Source organism: Paenibacillus sp. sgz302190 (assembly GCF_059820445.1).
Map to the genome: position 1 here is coordinate 1 of NZ_JBZYAO010000058.1, position 19,450 is coordinate 19,450.

Sequence of the window (19,450 nt, forward strand, 5' to 3'; positions counted from 1 at the left end):
TTAGTGCTTAAGGATACCGAGCATTATATTCATCAATATCGCCCTGATCTCGTTGCAGATGAAATATTGGCCTTGGCCAAGCGGTAGACTTTCTGAAAGTCTGTGAAGGACCACGCCTGTTGATTAAGACTTGCGCATAGCGTTTAGATTTGTTTAGCATGCCCTACTTAAAGAATTCGGAACGTGTACTCATCCAAAGTAACCTGAAATAAACAAGCCGGAGCGCATGTTGCTTAGCGTCCGGCTTGTTTTTATTTGCTAAGTTTCATCCTAATCATGAGTAAGATGAAATTCACTCTTGCTATTATTCGTAATTAAAGATATATTATTAATTAAATGATCGATTATTTAATTAATAAAGAAATTCAGTTCAAAGATAGGAGGAATACATTTGGCAAGACCAATCAATGTAGAAAAAAGACAGGAGCGGCGTAATCGTATCCTAAAGGAAGCTGTTGTCCTATTCGCAGAAAATGGATATTCCAATACCACAACGGCTCTCATTGCGCAGAGTGTGGGAGTGACTCCTGGAACCATTTTTCAATATTTCCCAAACAAAGAAGCCTTATTCTACGCCGCTGTCCTTGAGCCACTTGCTGATATTCAGGTGAAATCGCTCGCTTGTCTAAAACAAGAGGGGACGCCGGTCGTATTAATTAAGAACTTGGTAGAAGAACAATTCAATCATATCTACTTCTATACAAGTGAATTGCGGCTTGTTCAATTTGTCTTAGGACAACGGATAAGATTTCCTGAACTTACACTGAAGATTCTTGAAAGTACTAAAGTAATAACAGATACTATCGAATGTGTCTATGCCAAGGGACAGTTAATGGGGGAATTCAACAAAAATTTTTCTCCAGCAATGATCTCTCGTGCCTATATCTCTTTCTTAAATGGGATAGCATTAACTCTTGGAGAAAGTATTCATCACCCCGAGTGGGAAAATTTGAAGGGGCATGCCTTATATTTGTTCGCACCCATACAACCTATAGAAAAACTGGAGGAGTCTAAATGAGTCAAACATCATTACAACCCAATCTGACAGTAAACGTTCGTTCGAAAAAACGGAGGAAAATTTTATTAAGCCTAGGGATCGTCCTTTTGCTTGTGATGGTTCTTGTATTTTTTATATCCTATAAAGTGATGGACACCTTGTTGCACCATCCTAGAGACACTAATGTCAGCTACGAATTGAATACCGATAAAACTCCCTACGAAGAGGTTGAGTTTAAGAGCTTGAAAAATGATAATACGATTAGAGGTTCCTTCTTTCCTGCAAATGGTCTTTCCAATAAGGCAAGTGATCAGACGATTATTGTCGTCCACGGATATACAAGCAATCGTTTAGTCAAAGGGCGGACCAAAAAGTTAGTAGAGCATTTCGTTCCGAAAGGCTACAATGTATTGGCATTTGACCTCAGCTCGCAAGGTAAATCCGATGGTAATTTGATTACACTTGGCCTCAATGAAAAATACGATTTGCTTGGAGCTGTGAGCTATTTAAAATCCAGAGACCATGCTGGTGATAAAATTGGAGTAATTGGCTTTTCAATGGGTGCTGCTACTTCTTTGCTAGCCGCAAGTGAAAGTGATGACATCAAAGCTGTAATTGCAGATAGTCCTTTTCGTAATGCAGGTATGTTTCTGAGAGAGGGTTTGCCCTTCTTTTCAGGTTTACCTTCGTTTCCATTCAGTTATACATCGATATGGGTGGGAAAATGGGTCATGAAGGTCGATCTTGATTCCGTATCCCCTATGGATGCAGCAAAAAAGATGCAAAATAAGCCAGTTATGCTGATTCATGGTACTGGAGATCAGCAAATTAGTTATAAAAATACAGAAGTAATTTTTGAGTCATTAAAAGATAACCCAGATGCAGAAGTGTGGTACCCGCAAAATACGGAGCACATCGATGCTATCAATCATTACCCCACTGAATATTTTCAAAGAGTAGATCGCTTTTTGGATAAGTATATAGTAGGATCTGCAAAATAATGAATGAGATTTCAACATATAATGATTCGGTAGTATATTGGAAACAATATCAAAAGTTTTTTCCTACAGAAATGCAGGTAAATGATAGTAATTTACCAATAGAAGAATGGATGACTTGGAACAATGCTCATATTCATTTGGATCGTATGCCTGTTTTGCATTCAAGATTAAAAATTATTTTCATTCATGGTGCTGGGGGCAATGGTAGATTGTTAGCCCCCTATGCACGAATGCTGCAAAAATACGGTTATGAAGTAGTGGCGCCGGATCTGCCGCCTTATGGTTTAAGTCATGCGAATTCAGTAAAATCGTTGGAATATCAGCTTTGGATTGACATACTTACTGAATTGATCGACCGGGAATTGAAACGGGACGGCAAACCAATCATCTTGCTAGGCACCAGTATAGGAGGAATGTTAGCATATCATGCCGCTGCACAGAGTAAGCAAGTTAAAGGGTTAATTGCAACGACATTTGTTGATACGAGTAATGCGGAATTTCGTGATCAATTAGCTCCTAACAAACTCATTAGTCGGTTAGGGAAACTTTTATTGGACAAATTTCCTCGTTTATTAGATTCCTTGCATATCTCTGTTAATCATGTTTCTCGAATGCATTTGATTACGAATAACTCTGAAATGACCAAACTCATTATGAAAGACGTTCATGCGGCAGGTACGAAAATCCCTTTACGCTTATTAAGAACGTTCTTAAATATGAAACCGGTAATAAAACCTGAGAATTTTGATGTTTGTCCGGTATTACTCGTTCATCCTGAACTAGACCCTATGACTCCATATAGTTTCAGTAGACCGTTTTTTGACAACATAAAAAGCAAAAAAGAATGTGTAATTTTAAAGGGTGCTGGTCATTTTCCGATTGAACAGCCGGGGTTAGAGCAGATGAATGCTGCTGTACTTTCTTTTTTGAAAAAAGTAGAGAATGAATTATAAGCGGCATACATGCCAACTTGCTGTTATAACTAGTGAACGTTGGCAAATAAGGGAGTCTGTTTTATGAAAATAAAAAGCATCTTATTTCTAATTGGAATAAGTTTAATATGGGGTTCACAGTTTTTCTTTGTGGATATCGTTATCTCTGGCGTGCCCCCAGTTACACTTGCAGCTGTAAAAGCAATGGTTGGAGCTATTACATTAGCATTGATCTATATTTTCTTTACAAAGAAAGAGAAAATCCAACCCGTTTCCACTGCTCCAAAAAAGAAGTTGAGAGCTCTTTATGTTGCCATTGCTTTTTTTGAAGCGATCATTCCTTTTTTCTTAATCGGGTGGGGGCAGCAACGGGTATCCAGCAGCATTGCTTCCATTATTATGGGGACGATTCCAATTTTCACGCTGCTTATCTTGTTTATCTTTAGAATTAACCGATTGCGGATGATGCACTTTATAAGTATTGGAGTTGGCTTTGTCGGTATTCTCCTGTTGATCTTACCCTCACTAACCATTGACTTCGCGATTCAAAGTTTGTGGGGAATGTCAGCTTTTGTTTTAGCTTCAATAAGCTTTGCGTTATCATTGGTGTTAATTGAAAAGTTACCGCCAATGTCCTCTGTGTTGGCGATGAGAAATGTTCTAATTATAGCATCAATTGTTCTGATTCCAGTTAGCTTTCTGTTAGAAAGTCCGCTGAGCATTAAACTTACTTTCATTGAGATATTATCTCTTGTCATTCTAGGAATTTTCCATGCAGGAATTGTATATATGATGTTTAATCAGCTCATTAAAAAATCAGGAGCGGCTTTTGCATCACTAACCAATTATTTTGTTCCAGTGATTGGAGTTATTCTCGGTACAGTTTTATTAGGAGACCAGATCGATTCAAATACATGGTTTGCTTTAATGATCATATTGGTTTCCTTGCTATTAGGAAGTATGGCGTCTAAAAGTAAATAACTCTTATGCTCTTTCTCGATTTACTGGTTCATTCGCTTTCGTTTGTTTCATTTACGGCTCAGCAAATGCTCGCTGCCGAAGGCATCCAGGTTCGTGTAATCAGTATGCCGAGCTGGGATCTGTTCGAAGCGCAGCCGCAATCGTACAAGGATTCCGTTCTACTTCCTGACGTTAAAGCGCGTCTGGCTATTGAAATGGCGTCCCCGTTCGGCTGGGAGCGCTATGTCGGTGAGAAAGGCGCCATCCTTGGCATCGACAAGTTTGGGGCTTCAGCTCCAGGCGATAGATTGATTAAAGAGTACGGCTTCACCGTCGAGAACGTCGTTAACAAAGTTAAAGCACTGTAAAACTTCATTTGTTGCCAGTCCAGGAATTTCCATCTGTCCGTTTCAGGGGGACCGCTGGAAAAGCATTTGATACTAAAAAAAATACAGGCCCCAAACAGGGGAAAATGTCCTCGAAATAATAAATAGCTAATTTTTATCGTTTTGGGGGTGGAGATATTTCTTAGCTTGATGGGCATGTTGGCCCTACCCCTAATAGTCCCATTCCCCACTGTGCTTGTGGGGCTTTTTTGTCTCGTGCTCGGTTTGGGTATGCGGATATGAATTTGCAGGATAAAAAATACATTTGTCGAATTATTGAACATAGAACAAGAACCATAAACGAGGAGGTCAAGTCGAAAGTTTAGTTGATTCATATATAAGTCAATTATTCCTCATAAAGTAGGAGATGGGCACACATTTATGAAACCAATAGCAAGGTTATTCATTCTATTAGGGTTTGCTCTCGTTATGTTCACAGGACTGCCTCTTGCATCCTATGGAGCAACAGGCACAGTCACTTTTACAAATGGCTCGGGTTTTAGCGGGAGCACAATTACTGCCGGACAGGGAGGGTCTACTGCTATTCCAGGGATTACACTTCAAATTATAAGTGGTGACGGATACTCGTGGACGTATGAAACTCCTTATACGGGAGGTGCAATTGCGGCTGCTTATTGTTGTAACGGCGGCGCTCCATCCACTTTAATTACCATTAAAAGCGCTTCTACATCGGTTAACTTTAATTTGAAATCCTTTTTTGTAGCTGATTATGGTGGGAGTCCAATAACTGTAACCGGCTATGACAATGGTCAATCAACAGGTTCAGTAACTTTCAACACTAATACGAATCCTTATGAATTTACATTCAACCAAAGCAATGGGTTAACAGCTTCTATTTTTCAAAACGTTGATGAAGTACGCATCACTCCGCAGAGTGGTAACCAAATGTGGATTGCGCTCAACAATATCCAAATTGGAGACCCCGTTGTGAACGCGGCGTCCCCGAGCATCGGCACGCAGCCTTCGGGAGCGACGGTCAACCAGGGAGCGTCAAGCCCTTCGCTGAGCGTAGCGGCGACGGTGAGCGATAGCGGCACGCTCAGCTACCAATGGTACAGCAACGCTACCAACAGCAACAGCGGCGGCAGCGCCATTAGCGGTGCGACGAGCGCTTCGTATGCCGCGCCGACGGGAAGCGTAGGCACGACGTACTACTACGCCGTCGTGACGAACACGAACAACGCCGTGAACGGCGCGCATACGGCAACGGTGACAACCAGCGCAGCAGCGGTAACGGTGAACGCGCTGGTAAACGCGGCGACCCCGAGCATCGGAACGCAGCCTTCGGGAGCGACGGTCAATCAGGGCGCGTCAAGCCCCTCACTGAGCGTGGCGGCGACGGTGAGTGATAGCGGCACGCTCAGCTACCAATGGTACAGCAACGCTACCAACAGCAACAGCGGCGGCAGCTCCATAAGCGGTGCGACGAGCGCTTCGTATGCCGCACCGACGGGAAGCGTAGGCACGACGTACTACTACGCCGTCGTGACGAACACGAACAACGCCGTGAGCGGCGCGCATACGGCAACGGTGACAACCAGCGCAGCGGCGGTAACAGTGAACGCGCTGGTAAACGCGGCAACCCCGAGCATCGGCACGCAGCCTTCAGGGGCGACGGTCAACCAGGGCGCGTCAAGCCCGTCGCTGAGCGTGGCGGCGACGGTGAGCGACAGCGGCACGCTCAGCTACCAGTGGTACAGCAACGCTACCAACAGCAACAGCGGCGGCAGCTCCATTAGCGGTGCGACGAGCGCTTCGTATGCCGCGCCGACGGGAAGCGTAGGCACGACGTATTATTATGCCGTCGTGACGAACACGAACAACGCCGTGAGTGGTGCGTCCACGGCAACAGCCACGAGCAGCGCGGCGGCGGTCACGGTGAATGCACTGGTAAACGCGGCAACCCCGAGCATCGGAACGCAGCCTTCGGGAGCGACGGTTAACCAGGGCGCGTCCAGCCCCTCACTGAGCGTGGCGGCGACGGTGAGCGATAGCGGCACGCTCAGCTACCAGTGGTACAGCAACGCCACGAACAACAACAGCGGCGGCAGCTCCATAAGCGGTGCGACGAGCGCTTCGTATGCCGCGCCGACGGGAAGCGTAGGCACGACGTACTACTACGCCGTCGTGACGAACACGAACAACGCCGTGAGCGGCGCGCATACGGCAACGGTGACAACCAGCGCGGCGGCGGTCACGGTGAACGCGCTGGTAAACGCGGCAACCCCGAGCATCGGAACGCAGCCTTCGGGAGCGACCGTTAACCAGGGCGCGTCCGGCCCTTCGCTGAGCGTGGCGGCGACGGTGAGCGACAGCGGTACGCTCAGCTACCAATGGTACAGCAACGCCACGAACAGCAACAGCGGCGGCAGCTCCATCAGCGGTGCGACGAGCGCTTCGTACGCCGCGCCGACGGGAAGCGTAGGCACGACGTACTACTACGCCGTCGTGACGAACACGAACAACGCCGTGAGCGGCGCGCATACGGCAACGGTGACAACCAGCGCAGCGGTGGTAACAGTGAACGCGCTGGTAAACGCGGCGACCCCGAGCATCGGAACGCAGCCTTTAGGAGCGACGGTCAATCAGGGCGCGTCTAGCCCGTCATTGAGCGTGGCGGCGACGGTGAGCGACAGCGGCACGCTCAGCTACCAGTGGTACAGTAACACCACGAACAGCAACAGCGGCGGTAGCTCCATTAGCGGTGCAACAAGCGCTTCGTATGCCGCGCCGACGGGAAGCGTAGGCACGACGTACTACTACGCCGTCGTGACGAACACGAATAACGCCGTGAGCGGCGCGCATACGGCAACAGCCACGAGCAGTGCGGCGGCGGTCACGGTGAACGCGCTGGTAAACGCGGCGATCCCGAGCATCGGAACGCAGCCTTCGGGAGCGACGGTCAACCAGGGAGCGTCCAGCCCTTCGCTGAGCGTGGCGGCGACAGTGAGCGACAGCGGCACGCTCAGCTACCAGTGGTACAGCAACGCTACCAACAGCAACAGCGGCGGCAGCGCCATTAGCGGTGCGACGAGCGATTCGTACGCCGCGCCGACGGGAAGCGTAGGCACGACGTACTACTATGCCGTCGTGACGAACACGAACAACGCCGTGAGTGGCGCACCCACGGCAACAGCCACGAGCAGCGCGGCGGCGGTCATGGTGAACGCGCTGGTAAACGCGGCGACCCCGAGTATCGGAACGCAGCCTTCAGGAGCGACGGTCAATCAGGGCGCGTCCAGCCCCTCACTGAGCGTGGCGGCGACGGTGAGCGACAGCGGTACGCTCAGCTACCAGTGGTACAGCAACGCCACGAACAGCAACAGCGGCGGCAGTTCCATAAGCGGTGCGACGAGCGCTTCGTACGCCGCGCCGACGGGAAGCGTAGGCACGACGTACTACTACGCCGTCGTGACGAACACAAATAACGCCGTGAGCGGCGCGCATACGGCAACGGTGACAACCAGCGCAGCGGCGGTAACAGTGAACGCGGTAGTAAACGCTCCTTTAACTCCGCAAAACCTTACAGCCGTCGGAGGAGACAGTCAAGTTGCACTAACCTGGCAAACAGTAACCGGAGCAACTTATTACAGCATTTATTTAACAACCGTTTCAGGTCAATTTAACAACGCTGCAGTTACAACCGTGACATACACAACGTACAACGTTCAGAATCTGATCAATGGAACGACCTATTATTTTGTCGTAAAAGCTGGGAACCCGGGAGGATTGAGCGCAGAATCAAATTCAGCGAATGCGACACCGGCAACGGTTCCAGCCCCTCCTACGAATGTAGAGGCAGTTGCTGGCAATGGACAGGCCACCATTACCTTTACTGTCCCAGCGATCAACAGCGGAAGCGTCATTACGGGGTATGAAGTGACAGCCTCGCCAGGGAACATTGTCTTAAATGGAACAAGCAGTCCGATTACGGTAACAGGTTTAACAAACGGCACGAGCTATACTTTTACAGTGAAAGCAATAAATAGTGTGGGCAAAAGCGCCTCTTCCACCACTTCCAATTCGGTCGTGCCTAGACCGCCCAATAACGCCGACACCAGCAGCAACGACAGCAGCAATGGCAGCGGCTCTGGACCTGTAACAACAACATCTCCAATCCAAACAGGTGTTGAAATCTTCGTGAATGGCAAGGTCGAAAATATCGGAACGGCAACGACAACGAACGTAAATAATCGAACGGTCACGGTCGTTGCTGTTGATAAGAAAAAGCTGGAAGAAAAACTTGCGATAGAAGGTCAAGGCGCAGTAGTAACGATTCCGATGAACATCAAGTCTGATGTGAGTATCATGGAACTAAACGGTCAAATGATGAGAACTATGGAAAACAAACAAGCGGTTTTGGAAATCAAGACAGATCGCGCGACGTATAAGCTGCCTACGCAGCTAATCAACCTGAATTCCGCATTCGCTCAGATGGATACGTCAATGGACCTCCAAAACATTCAAGTTCATTTCGAAATTGCCAAACCAACAGCAGATGTTGTGAAATTGATAGAAGATTCTGCTGCAAAAGGGCAATTTGCCATAGTTGTTCCACCGCTTTCATTCACAGCCACCTTTACTTTTGGAAATAAACAGATTGAATTGTCCCGATTCAAAGCTTACGTGGAAAGACAGATGGTCATACCAGCCGATGTTGATCCGAACAAGATTACAACGGGTGTTGTCATCGATCCGGACGGAACGGTTCGACATGTGCCTACAAAGGTCATTAGATCTGAAGGACAGCATTACGCCATAATCAACAGTTTGACCAACGGTACCTACTCTGTGATATGGCATCCGCTTGAATTTGGCGATGTAGCAACCCATTGGGCCAAAAATGACATCAACGATTTGGCTTCACGAATGGTAATTGAGGGAACAGGTAACGGTATATTTAACCCGGACAAAGACATCACTCGTGCTGAATTTGCAGCAATTATCGTTCGCGCGCTAGGCATTAAGCTGGAGAGCGGAGCAACAGCATTCTCGGATGTCACAGCATCGGATTGGTTCAGCGGCGCGATTAACACAGCTCATGCCTATCGATTGATCAGCGGTTTCGAGGACGGTTCATTCCGCCCGATGGACAAAATCACTCGCGAGCAAGCGATGGTCATTATCACCAAAGCAATGGCAATCACCAATCTGAAAGCCAAGCTTTCTCTGCCATCGACAAACCAAACCGCTCATCAATACGCAGACTTTGCCGATATCTCAAGTTGGGCGCAAAGCAGTTTTGCCGAAACGATAGAGGCGGGCATTGTAACGGGAAGAAACGAAACAGAACTCGCACCAAAGGCGTATATGACCAGAGCCGAAGTTGCAGCGATCATCCATCGATTGCTTAAAAATTCAGAACTGATCTAACCCACCAATGACAATGCGCTAGTTAAAAAAGTGAATATTTGAATGAACAAAGGAGTTAAGTAGCCTGTATGTGCTTAACTCCTTTGTTTTTGGTGTCCCAAATGGATCAATTTTCGACGGCCGATCACCTCGCATCTTGGGCTGGTATTGTACGGGCAATCACGAAAGCGCGGGCAAAAAAAAAGCACAAATCGGGCGGGTTTTCCGCTACCCGTTCCAAAAGTAAATGCAGTGCCTCACTGGCAGCTCTGCTGAGTTAAAAATGGCTTAAGAAAGGTGATCGAGAGAGAATTGTTGCAGAGGCATCCCAGCAAGGATGATTAGCCGGAGTTTTGAAGTGCTGGTGTTATAGAGGAATGAGATTGGACTAGATTATGTACGGTTGGGTAATATCCTTGAGCGTTCAGCTAACGAATACCATAGTTGAATGAGTAGCCTCGTAATTGGCATCCTATTTGAGAGAAGCGGCTAATAGGCACAAGGACTTAAAGCGGAGAGTCATTATCTCTGCTTTTTTGCTTTTTTTCGACAGTTATTCACGGTTTTGTGAGAATTTTGTGAGAGTCGTTTGATAGAATGTACTTCGGATAAGATGTGTATGATGTCGAATTAGGGAACACATTTATCGAAATATCGCAGTTTTAAGATGAGGGAAATGAGCAGCCGAGGGGGACACTCGCCAGCCATTGCAACAGCGAACTATGAATCTACCAAGCCACGGCTCGGGATTCATCCTTATTGGCATAATGGGCTATTCAAAAATTCGAAGCTGTACATTAATCTCAGGGGGGACATAAAACTTTATGCTTAAAATGAAATCAGTCTCTATATGTTTACTTTCAATTTTCCTCGTCTTGTCTACCTTTGCTTGGAGTTCGTCCAAGAGTATCGCGTATGCAAGCTCATCTTGGAAATTAGTAGGGAATGCCGGCTTTTCAAAAGAAATTATTCCCAATGCTTCGATTGCGATTGCTCCTGATGGAACGCCGTACGTAGCGTATCCGGAGAACTATACAGAAAAAGTTATTGTTATGAAGTTTAACAAGACGTTATCAAGCTGGGAGTTGGCAGGGAATGCAAGTTTGACTGGCTCGACTATGTACATTTCGCTTGCGATTGCACCGGATGGAACGCCGTATGTTGCCTATCAAGATCTCCGAAACGACGGAAAAGCAATGGTGATGAAGCTTAATGGGGCGCAATGGGAGCCAGTAGGAGCTGCAGGAGGCATCTCTACAGGCGTGGCTAGTGACGTTTCGCTTGCGATTGCTCCTGATGGAACGCCATACGTAGCGTATCAGGATGGAAACGGTCATAACGCAGTAATGGTTAAGAAGTTCGATGGTTTAAGTTGGCAGGCATTTGAAAAAACAGGATTCAACGAAAGTCTGAATTATGCGATATCGCTGGCGATTGCTCCTGATGGAACACCTTACGTAGCGTACATTGATGTGGAGAAAGATTTTGAAGAATCAGTCATGAAGTTCAATGGGATAAGCTGGGAGTACGTGGGACGTGCAGGTTTTACAGGTACGTCTGCTGAATCGTTTAAGATTGCACGGGATGGAACACCGTACATCGCTTTTCGGGATAATGGCAAAGCAACTGTTATGAAGTTTACATCTGATTGGGAAGTCGTAGGGAATGCCGATTTTTCAGCAAGTCAAATAGATTACCTTTCGCTTGCACTTGCAAAGGATGGAACACCCTACGTAGCGTACATTGATGTGGAGAAAGATCTAAGAGCAACGGTAATGAAGTATAATGGGGTAAGTTGGGAGACGATAGGAACCGAAGGCTTCTCGGAAGCTACAGCTCTTGCTCTTTCGCTTGCGATTGACGCGAACGGAATACCGTATGTAGTGTATTCGGATGAAGCGAAAGGATATAAAGCCACGGTTATGGCGTTTCTTCCTGCGGTTACGAATGTGACGCTGGATAAGGAAACAATGACTCTAACAGCCGGAGGAGCAACAGGAAGTCTCACGGCAACGGTGTATCCAAGTAACGCGACCAATAAGAAAGTCACATGGAGCAGCAGTAATGAAAGCGTGGCAACCGTTGATGCAACGGGCGTGGTGACACCAAAGACAGCGGGAACGTCGACGATAACCGTTACAACGGAAGACGGCGGCAAGACGGCAACGAGTGAGGTGACAGTACAAGCAGAAGTCATAGCCGTAACAAGCGTAGTGCTGGATCCTTCAACGTTGAGCTTGGCGGCAGGAGGAAGCGCGGCAACCGTCACGGCAACGGTTTATCCGAGTAACGCGACCAATAAGAAAGTTACATGGAGCAGCAGCAATGCAAACGTCGCAGCTGTTGATGTGAAGGGTGTGGTGACGCCAAAGGCAGCAGGAACGGCGACGATAACCGTTACAACGGAAGACGGCGGCAAGACAGCAACGAGCCTGGTAACCGTAAAATCAGCCTCTCCTAGCGAGAGCGGAGGAGACCGCGGAGGCGGCGGGGGAAGCAGTACAGCTACACCTGCTACACCTGCCAACGTGGTTGAAGTTTATGTGAACGGGAAAGTTGAACATGCAGGCATCGCCACCACAACTATAGTCAATGGCCGATCCGTTACAACGGTTGCGGTTGATGCGAAGAAGCTGGACGACAGGCTGGCAGCGGAAGGTCAGCATGCGGTGATTACCATTCCGGTGAAGACGAGCTCTGCCGTTTTGATCGGAGAATTGACCGGACAGATGGTCAAGAACATGGAGCAAAAGCAGGCGCTGGTCGTCATCCAAACAGAGCAAGCATCGTATACGCTGCCTGCACAACAGATGAACATCGACGCCATATCGGGGCAATTAGGCAAGAGCGTGAACCTGCAAGATATTAAAATAAGGATTGAGATTTCCAAATCTACAGCAGAAACTGCGCAACTCGTGGAAAACTCGGCAGCACAAGGACAATTTACGATCATTGCTCCAACGTACAATTTCACAGTTACTGGCGTATATGGGGATAAGACGATTGAAATTTCCAAGTTCAACGCTTATGTGGAACGAACCATTGCCATTCCTGCTGGGGTAGATCCGAATCGAATCACAACAGGCGTTGTCGTAGAAAAGGACGGAACCGTTCGTCATGTACCGACGGCAGTTAGCAAGATTGACGGTACCTACTATGCCAAAATTAATAGTTTGACGAACAGCACGTATTCCGTGATCTGGCACCCTCTGGCATTTAATGATGTAGAGAACCACTGGGCGAAAAATGCTGTAAACGATATGGGCTCCCGCATGGTTATTAATGGTACGGGCAAAGGCCTGTTTGCTCCCGATCAAGTGATTACGCGTGCGGAGTTTGCGGCGATTATGGTACGAGGATTAGGCATTAAACAGGGGGATGGCGCCGCGCGATTTACAGACGTAAAGTCATCAGACTGGTACAGCAGTGTGGTGCAAACTGCCTACGCGTATAATCTGGTCAGCGGATTCGAAGATGGCACATTCCGTCCGAATGACAGCATTACCCGGGAACAGGCGATGGCCATCATCGCAAGAGCGATGACGCTAACCGGACTTAAAGACAAATTTTCGTCAGCAGATACAGAGAAGCTGCTGATGTCATTCGCAGATGCGAAGCTAGCATCGGAGTGGGCGAAAAGCGGGATTGCGGATTGCTTGCAGGCAGGAGTTGTGTCAGGCAGAAACGGCGGCCGGTTGGCGCCGAATGATAACATCTCTCGGGCGGAGGTTGCAACTATTATTCAAAGGCTTTTACAAAAATCCAAGTTAATTTAGTGATTGGAAAAGCACGGATTGACGCTTAAAGATATCAAGCTAGTACCACTGAACTGCATTATGGGCTTGATCAGGAGCTAAATCCACAAAATCAAAAAGGAGCTTTGTCACACTATTAGTGATGAAGTGACCCCAAAAAGTTAGACAGTATATTGTTAGGCAGCTTCTAGGGCATGAGTCCGGTACCGTACCGGGCTCATGCCTTTTAGTTTTGCTTTTTGAGAACTGGCAGGATTTGGTCGGGGGGGATGGAAAAAGGCGGAGCGTGTGTTTGAAGAGTACCTATCCGTGTATTCCTGCATGAGGAAATGAATCAGACTTTGCTGGATCATTGTTCAAACAGCATAACAAGGAGCAATTTTCCAACTTACGTGAGAATGCCTATCGTCACGAAATGAAGCCTACAACCGCCAAAGGAGATGAGTAGCCCGGCCGTTTCGACATAATTCGGCGAAGTTTGTGAGAATTTTGAGAGAACGTTTTGATAGAATGTGGTGTGATCCTCAAATTAGGTTCAGATTCGATGTGAAGAATGTCGAATTAGGGAGCTTAGTAGTCGTTGTCATAATGTTATGATACTAACGAAGGGAGAATTTTTGAGGCAGCGTAGCGATTGATTGAATGAAAAAATGATTCCTTGGCGTTGGTTTGCTCGTAAATATCAAACAGATTCAGGATTAACAGTTTTATCCAAGAAACGGTTCGACCACTCCTCTCCCTATTTTCTGCACTAAAAGACTAACGGAAGATGGGTCAAAATTTAAATGAGGTGATTATTATTTATACGAAACAAAACAGGATCATTAGCTTCTGTCTAGTTATTGCACTGGTTTTTAGCCTGTTCGGAGGTTTTAATTTCAGCAAAGCTTATGCAGCAGATGATGCACCGCAATACTACGCCAGAATAGTTGCTGGGGGACACGGAGGTGCTATTCCGCCTAGAAATGGTGATGGAGGCCCCGCTACATCCGCTGTCCTTGGAAACCCTACCGGAGTTGCCTTTGACCGATCTGGAAATATGTATATTGCAGACTCTACCAATTTTATGGTACGTAAGGTGGATTCATCCGGTACTATTTCAAAAGTAAGTTCTGGTTTTAACCTTCCTCAAGGCATCGCTACGGACTCAAAAGGAAATCTATATGTTTCAGATACTTTCAATAATGTCGTAAGTAATATGGGGAATGATGGAATTTTTTCGGCGGTAACATCTACAAAGGGTGTTCTTGATACTCCTCGCGGAATCACCTTTGACTCGAATGATAATATGTATATTGCAGATGCGCAACACAATGTCATACGCAAAGTGGATAATTCAGGGAATATCTCTGTAGTTGCTGGAAGTGGTACAAAAGGATATAGCGGGGATGGAGCAACTGCTACATCTGCCATGCTGAATGAGCCTTATGGAGTTGCCGCTGACTCAGCCGGAAATCTGTATATCGCCGACTATGGCAATCATGCCATACGCAAGGTAGATACAAACGGCAAGATTACAACAATTGTCGGGGATGGCACTGCAGGCTTTAAGGGTGATGGAGGAGCGGCGACATCTGCTGAGATTAATAAACCTCAGGGGATTGCCAGCGACGCTGTCGGAAATCTATATATTTCAGATACTGGTAATCAAAGAGTACGCAAAGTGGATACATCCGGCAATATTTCGACAATGATAGCCGGGCTGAATTCCCCTTACGGAATTACAGTTGGACCTAACGGCAATGTATTTGTTTGCGATTGGAGAAATAATGTCGTGTATGAGCTTTATATACCTACTTTTCTTACAGGTACAACACTCGGCTCCGACAGCCCGCAAACAGGAACAGCATTAAACGCTTCAATTGAACCATCTAATGCGACGGTTAGTTATCAGTGGTACACGAACACAGTTTCAAGTGCTACTTACGGTACGGCTATTCCGGGCGCCACATCGGCTAGCTACGACCCAACTGCGAGTGATGTCGGCAAATATTTATATGTAGTTGCAACGGCAACAGGTCTTTATGCTGGAAGTGCAAGTGCAGTTACTGCAAACGCAGTAACCGTTGGCAGTAACACTGCGCCGAACTACTACATCAGAAACTTTGCCGGGCAAGGGTCTCAGGGCTATAGTGGAGATGGCGGACCGGCGGCATCCGCCCTTCTTAATCAACCGAAGGGAGTTGCCGTCGACTCGTCAGGAAACCTGTATATTGCGGATTCAATAAATTTTGTCATACGCAAGGTAGATACATCTGACACAATTTCAACACTGCCAGTTAATTTTACTTACAAAAATTATCCTCATGCAATTGCCGTTGACCCGCAAGATAATTTGTATTTTATACCGACCAATTCCAATGAGATATATATGGGAAATTGGTTACCTGTGAATACCGGCAATCTTCTTAATAAGCCTAAAGGGTTCGCCTTTGACTTGGAAGGAGATATGTATATTGCGGATACCGGTAACAATGTCATACGCAAGGTGGATAAATCCGGGAAAATTACGACAATTGCCGGGGATGGTACACCAGGCTATGAGGGAGACGGAGGAGCGGCGATACAGGCTAAGCTTAATCAGCCTAGCGCAATTGCCTGTGACTCAAATGGAAATATATTTATTGCAGATACTAATAATTATGTCATTCGTAAGGTAGATGCATCTGGGAAAATTACGACAATTGCCGGAAACGGTACACAAGGCTATAGCGGCGACGGAACACCAGCGACACAGGCTAAGCTTTATGGCCCTACTGCTCTTATCTTTGACGCCACAGGAAATTTATATATTGCCGACAAGAGATTGCGCATGGTGGATCCAACGGGCAAGATTCACACAATTGCCGGGAATGGTTCAGGATATGGGCCGGAAGCGACCAAGTCTTCGGCAAATTTCTACAGCCTTGCCATTGATAAGAAAGGTAATATATATGCAGCCAGCTCAATCTATAGCACGGTATATACACTTTATATACCTACTTTCTTCACCGATGCAAAACTCGACTCCGACAGCCCGCAATCCGGAACACCGATAACTGCGACTGCGTTGCCGACTGACGTTACAGCGACATATCAATGGTACACGAATACAGTTTCAGGCACGACTTACGGTACGGCTATTCCGGGGGCCACATTGGCTTCCTACATTCCGAGTTCAGCCGATGTTGGCAAATATTTGTATGCCGTCGCGACAGGCACTGGAAGATACAGCGGGACTGCGAGTATCGCTGCTCCCAATGCAGTAACTGCTGGCCCTAATGCAAAACCGCCGACTTACTACATCCAAACAGTAGTCGGAGATCATACCTCGAAGTACGGCGGTGACGGAGGACCAGCTACATCTGCCCAAATATCTCTACCCGGCAACGTTACATTTGACTCTAAAGGAAATATGTATATCGCGGATTCCGGAAACAACGCAATACGCAAAGTGGACAAAACCGGAAATATTGCAACAGTGACAGGAGGACCGCTTGGTATATCCCGTTACTATGGGGACGAAATGGATGCGAGTGCGGGCAGAATTAATTTTCCTACGGAAGTTGCCTTCGACCCTTCTGGAAATCTGTATATTGCAGATTGGCAAAATCATGTCATACGTAAGGTGGATAAAACAACAAATATTCTCAATACAGTCGCAGGACTTGGTAAATACGATCAAGGTGGAAAAAATGGTTATCCAGGTTATAGCGGCGACTATGGTCAGGCTACATTCGCTAACCTTAATTATCCTTATGGAATGGTATTCGACGCTAAAGGAAACATGTACATTGCAGATGGCAGCAACCATGCCATACGTAAGGTGGATACATCGGGCGTTATTACAACAGTTGCAGGAGGTAGACAAGGATCCGGATATAGCGGCGACGACGGCGCTGCTACAGATGCTCGACTTTATAACCCTGAAGGGGTTGCGCTTGACTCGGCAGGGAATTTGTATATTGCAGACTATAGCAACAACAGAATACGCATGGTGAATGAAAAGACAGGTATTATTACAACCGTTGCAGGAAATGGTTTGAAAGGCTATAGTGGCGATGGGGGTAGCGCTGCATTTGCCCAGCTTACTAATCCTTCTTCCGTTGCCTTTGACTCGGCAGACAATATGTATATTGTAGATCAAGGAAACCATGCCATCCGCATGGTGAACAAAACAACAGGTGTTATTACAACAGTTGCAGGAAACGGTAAAGCAGGTTATAGCGGCGATGGAGATGTTGCTACATCTGCCAAGCTTAACCAACCTACCCGAATTTCTGTTGGACCTGATGGTGGTATTTATATAGGTGATACGGGAAATAACGTAATACGTGCACTTTATTTGACTACTACCACTCCTGGTGGAGGCAACACTGGCGGAGGCAACACTGGCGGAGGCAACACTGGTGGAGGCAACACTGGCGGAGGCAACACTGGCGGAGGCAACACTGGCGGAGGCAACACTGGTGGAGGCAACACTGGCGGAGGCAACACTGGTGGAGGCAACACTGGCGGAGGCAACACTGGTGGAGGCAACACTGGTGGAGGCGACACTGGCGGAGGCAACACTGGCGGAGAAAACACTGGTGGCACTACTCCAACAACAATCAACGGTACCCTATCAGGTAAAGTTACTCAAAACAAAACAAGCGATGGTAGAACAAATACTTCTTTCGCAGTTGACTCAGCAAGTTTGACAGCTCAATTAAATAGTAGTGCAAACGGTTCAACATTCACGATCCCGTTCGCACAAGCATCAGACACAATGAGTGTACAGCTTGGGGGACAAGATTTAAAAGCAATGGAGGGCAAATCAGCAACCCTTGTTATCCAAACACCAGTTGCGTCATATACCCTACCTGCTCCACAAATCAACATCAGTGCAGTTTCAAATGCTCTTGGCAAAAATGTAACTCTTTCAGACATCCATATAAATGTTTCAATTTCTAATGCTTCAAGCGAACAAGCTCAGCTTGTTTCAAATGCAGCTGCAAAAAACAATATGACTGTCTTGACAGCACCGGTAAACTTTGATATCTCTAGCACATACAATAGTCAAACAGTAGATATTAGCAAGTTTAGTTCCTTTGTTGAGCGTACGATTGCGCTTCCTGATGGTGTTGATCCTAGCAAGGTTAGTACAGGTGTTGTCATCGATCCAAACGGTGCAGTACGCCATGTTCCAACGACTGTAGCAACAATAGATGGCAAACACTTTGCAAAAATTAAAAGCTTAACAAACAGCACATATGCTGTTGTATCACACCCTGTTGCATTTAGCGACGTTGCAAACAACTGGGCAAAATCTTCAATCAATAATATGGGTTCTAAAATGGTTGTAGGCGGAGTTGGAAATAACTTGTACGACCCTAGCAAAGATATGACTCGTGCAGAATTTGCTGCTATTATCGTCAATGCACTCGGACTAAAACCATCTGCCAACACTTCTTCATTTGCTGATCATACAACAAATGATTGGTTTACAGGTTATGTACAAACAGCTTATGAGTATGGCGTTGTACAAGGCGTTGGACAAAACAAATACAACCCTAACGGAAACATTACACGGCAAGACGCAATGGTGATGATTGCAAGAGTGATGAACATTACAAAACTAAACGGAGATAGTAACGTTTCTTCCCTTGCGAAATTCGCTGACGCAAATGATATAGCAAACTATGCACAATCTGCTGTAGCCACTTGCGTAAATGCTGGTATTGTTAACGGAAAAACAAATTCAACAGTAGCACCAAATCAAAATATCACAAGAGCAGAGATTGCTGTTATTGTTGAAAGATTATTGAAAAAATCTAATTTGATAGATTAATTTCAATATAGAGTTTGAGTTTTAGAACACCGCCGATTGAGAGGTAGAACTCTCAATCGGCGGTGTTGCTATATTTTAAATTTGATATATATTTAGCTTCATGAGTTATGCAGTTAGTGGTAGATACTGGATATTATTAACGTCATCCGAAAGCCTGACGGGGAAGAACACTGAAATCGAAAAAGATTTGGAAGAAAATAAAATCTCCCAGTGGATCTTATACATAGATTCGAAAAG

General features: G+C 46.5%; 7 protein-coding genes and 1 pseudogene. All 8 read left to right on the plus strand.

Annotation, left to right across the window (positions count from 1 at the left end; translation table 11 throughout):
- Positions 1-391 precede the first annotated feature (391 nt).
- The 8 genes and pseudogenes from AC6RNO_RS34530 (at position 392) to AC6RNO_RS34565 (ending at position 19,213) form a co-directional block, all read left to right on the plus strand.
- The gene (locus AC6RNO_RS34530) at positions 392-1,018 is read left to right on the plus strand and encodes a TetR family transcriptional regulator (RefSeq protein WP_497108201.1); all 627 of its coding nucleotides are present in this window, start codon (positions 392-394) and stop codon (positions 1,016-1,018) included.
- Positions 1,015-1,998: an alpha/beta fold hydrolase gene (locus AC6RNO_RS34535; protein ID WP_497108202.1), complete on the plus strand. Its 984-nt coding sequence runs from the start codon at positions 1,015-1,017 to the stop codon at positions 1,996-1,998. Before AC6RNO_RS34530 ends, AC6RNO_RS34535 begins: the two co-directional genes overlap by 4 nt.
- A complete protein-coding gene (locus tag AC6RNO_RS34540; RefSeq protein ID WP_497108203.1) occupies positions 1,998-2,951 on the plus strand; it encodes an alpha/beta fold hydrolase in 954 nt (317 codons plus the stop codon). Before AC6RNO_RS34535 ends, AC6RNO_RS34540 begins: the two co-directional genes overlap by 1 nt.
- Before the next feature lie 63 nt (positions 2,952-3,014).
- Positions 3,015-3,911, plus strand: coding sequence for a DMT family transporter (locus AC6RNO_RS34545; RefSeq protein ID WP_488435756.1), 897 nt, complete (start codon positions 3,015-3,017; stop codon positions 3,909-3,911).
- Positions 3,912-3,967: 56 nt separating this feature from the next.
- Positions 3,968-4,258, plus strand: a pseudogene (locus tag AC6RNO_RS34550) (transketolase-like TK C-terminal-containing protein); the annotation flags it as partial.
- 924 nt (positions 4,259-5,182) lie between these two features.
- Complete coding sequence (locus tag AC6RNO_RS34555; RefSeq protein WP_497108204.1) at positions 5,183-9,670, plus strand: S-layer homology domain-containing protein; 4,488 nt, start codon at positions 5,183-5,185, stop codon at positions 9,668-9,670.
- Between the two features lie 803 nt (positions 9,671-10,473).
- Entirely contained in the window at positions 10,474-13,425 is a 2,952-nt protein-coding gene (locus tag AC6RNO_RS34560) for an S-layer homology domain-containing protein (protein ID WP_497108205.1), read from the plus strand.
- A gap of 748 nt (positions 13,426-14,173) precedes the next feature.
- Positions 14,174-19,213, plus strand: a complete 5,040-nt coding sequence (locus tag AC6RNO_RS34565; protein ID WP_497108206.1) for an NHL domain-containing protein — start codon at positions 14,174-14,176, stop codon at positions 19,211-19,213.
- Positions 19,214-19,450: the final 237 nt, after the last annotated feature.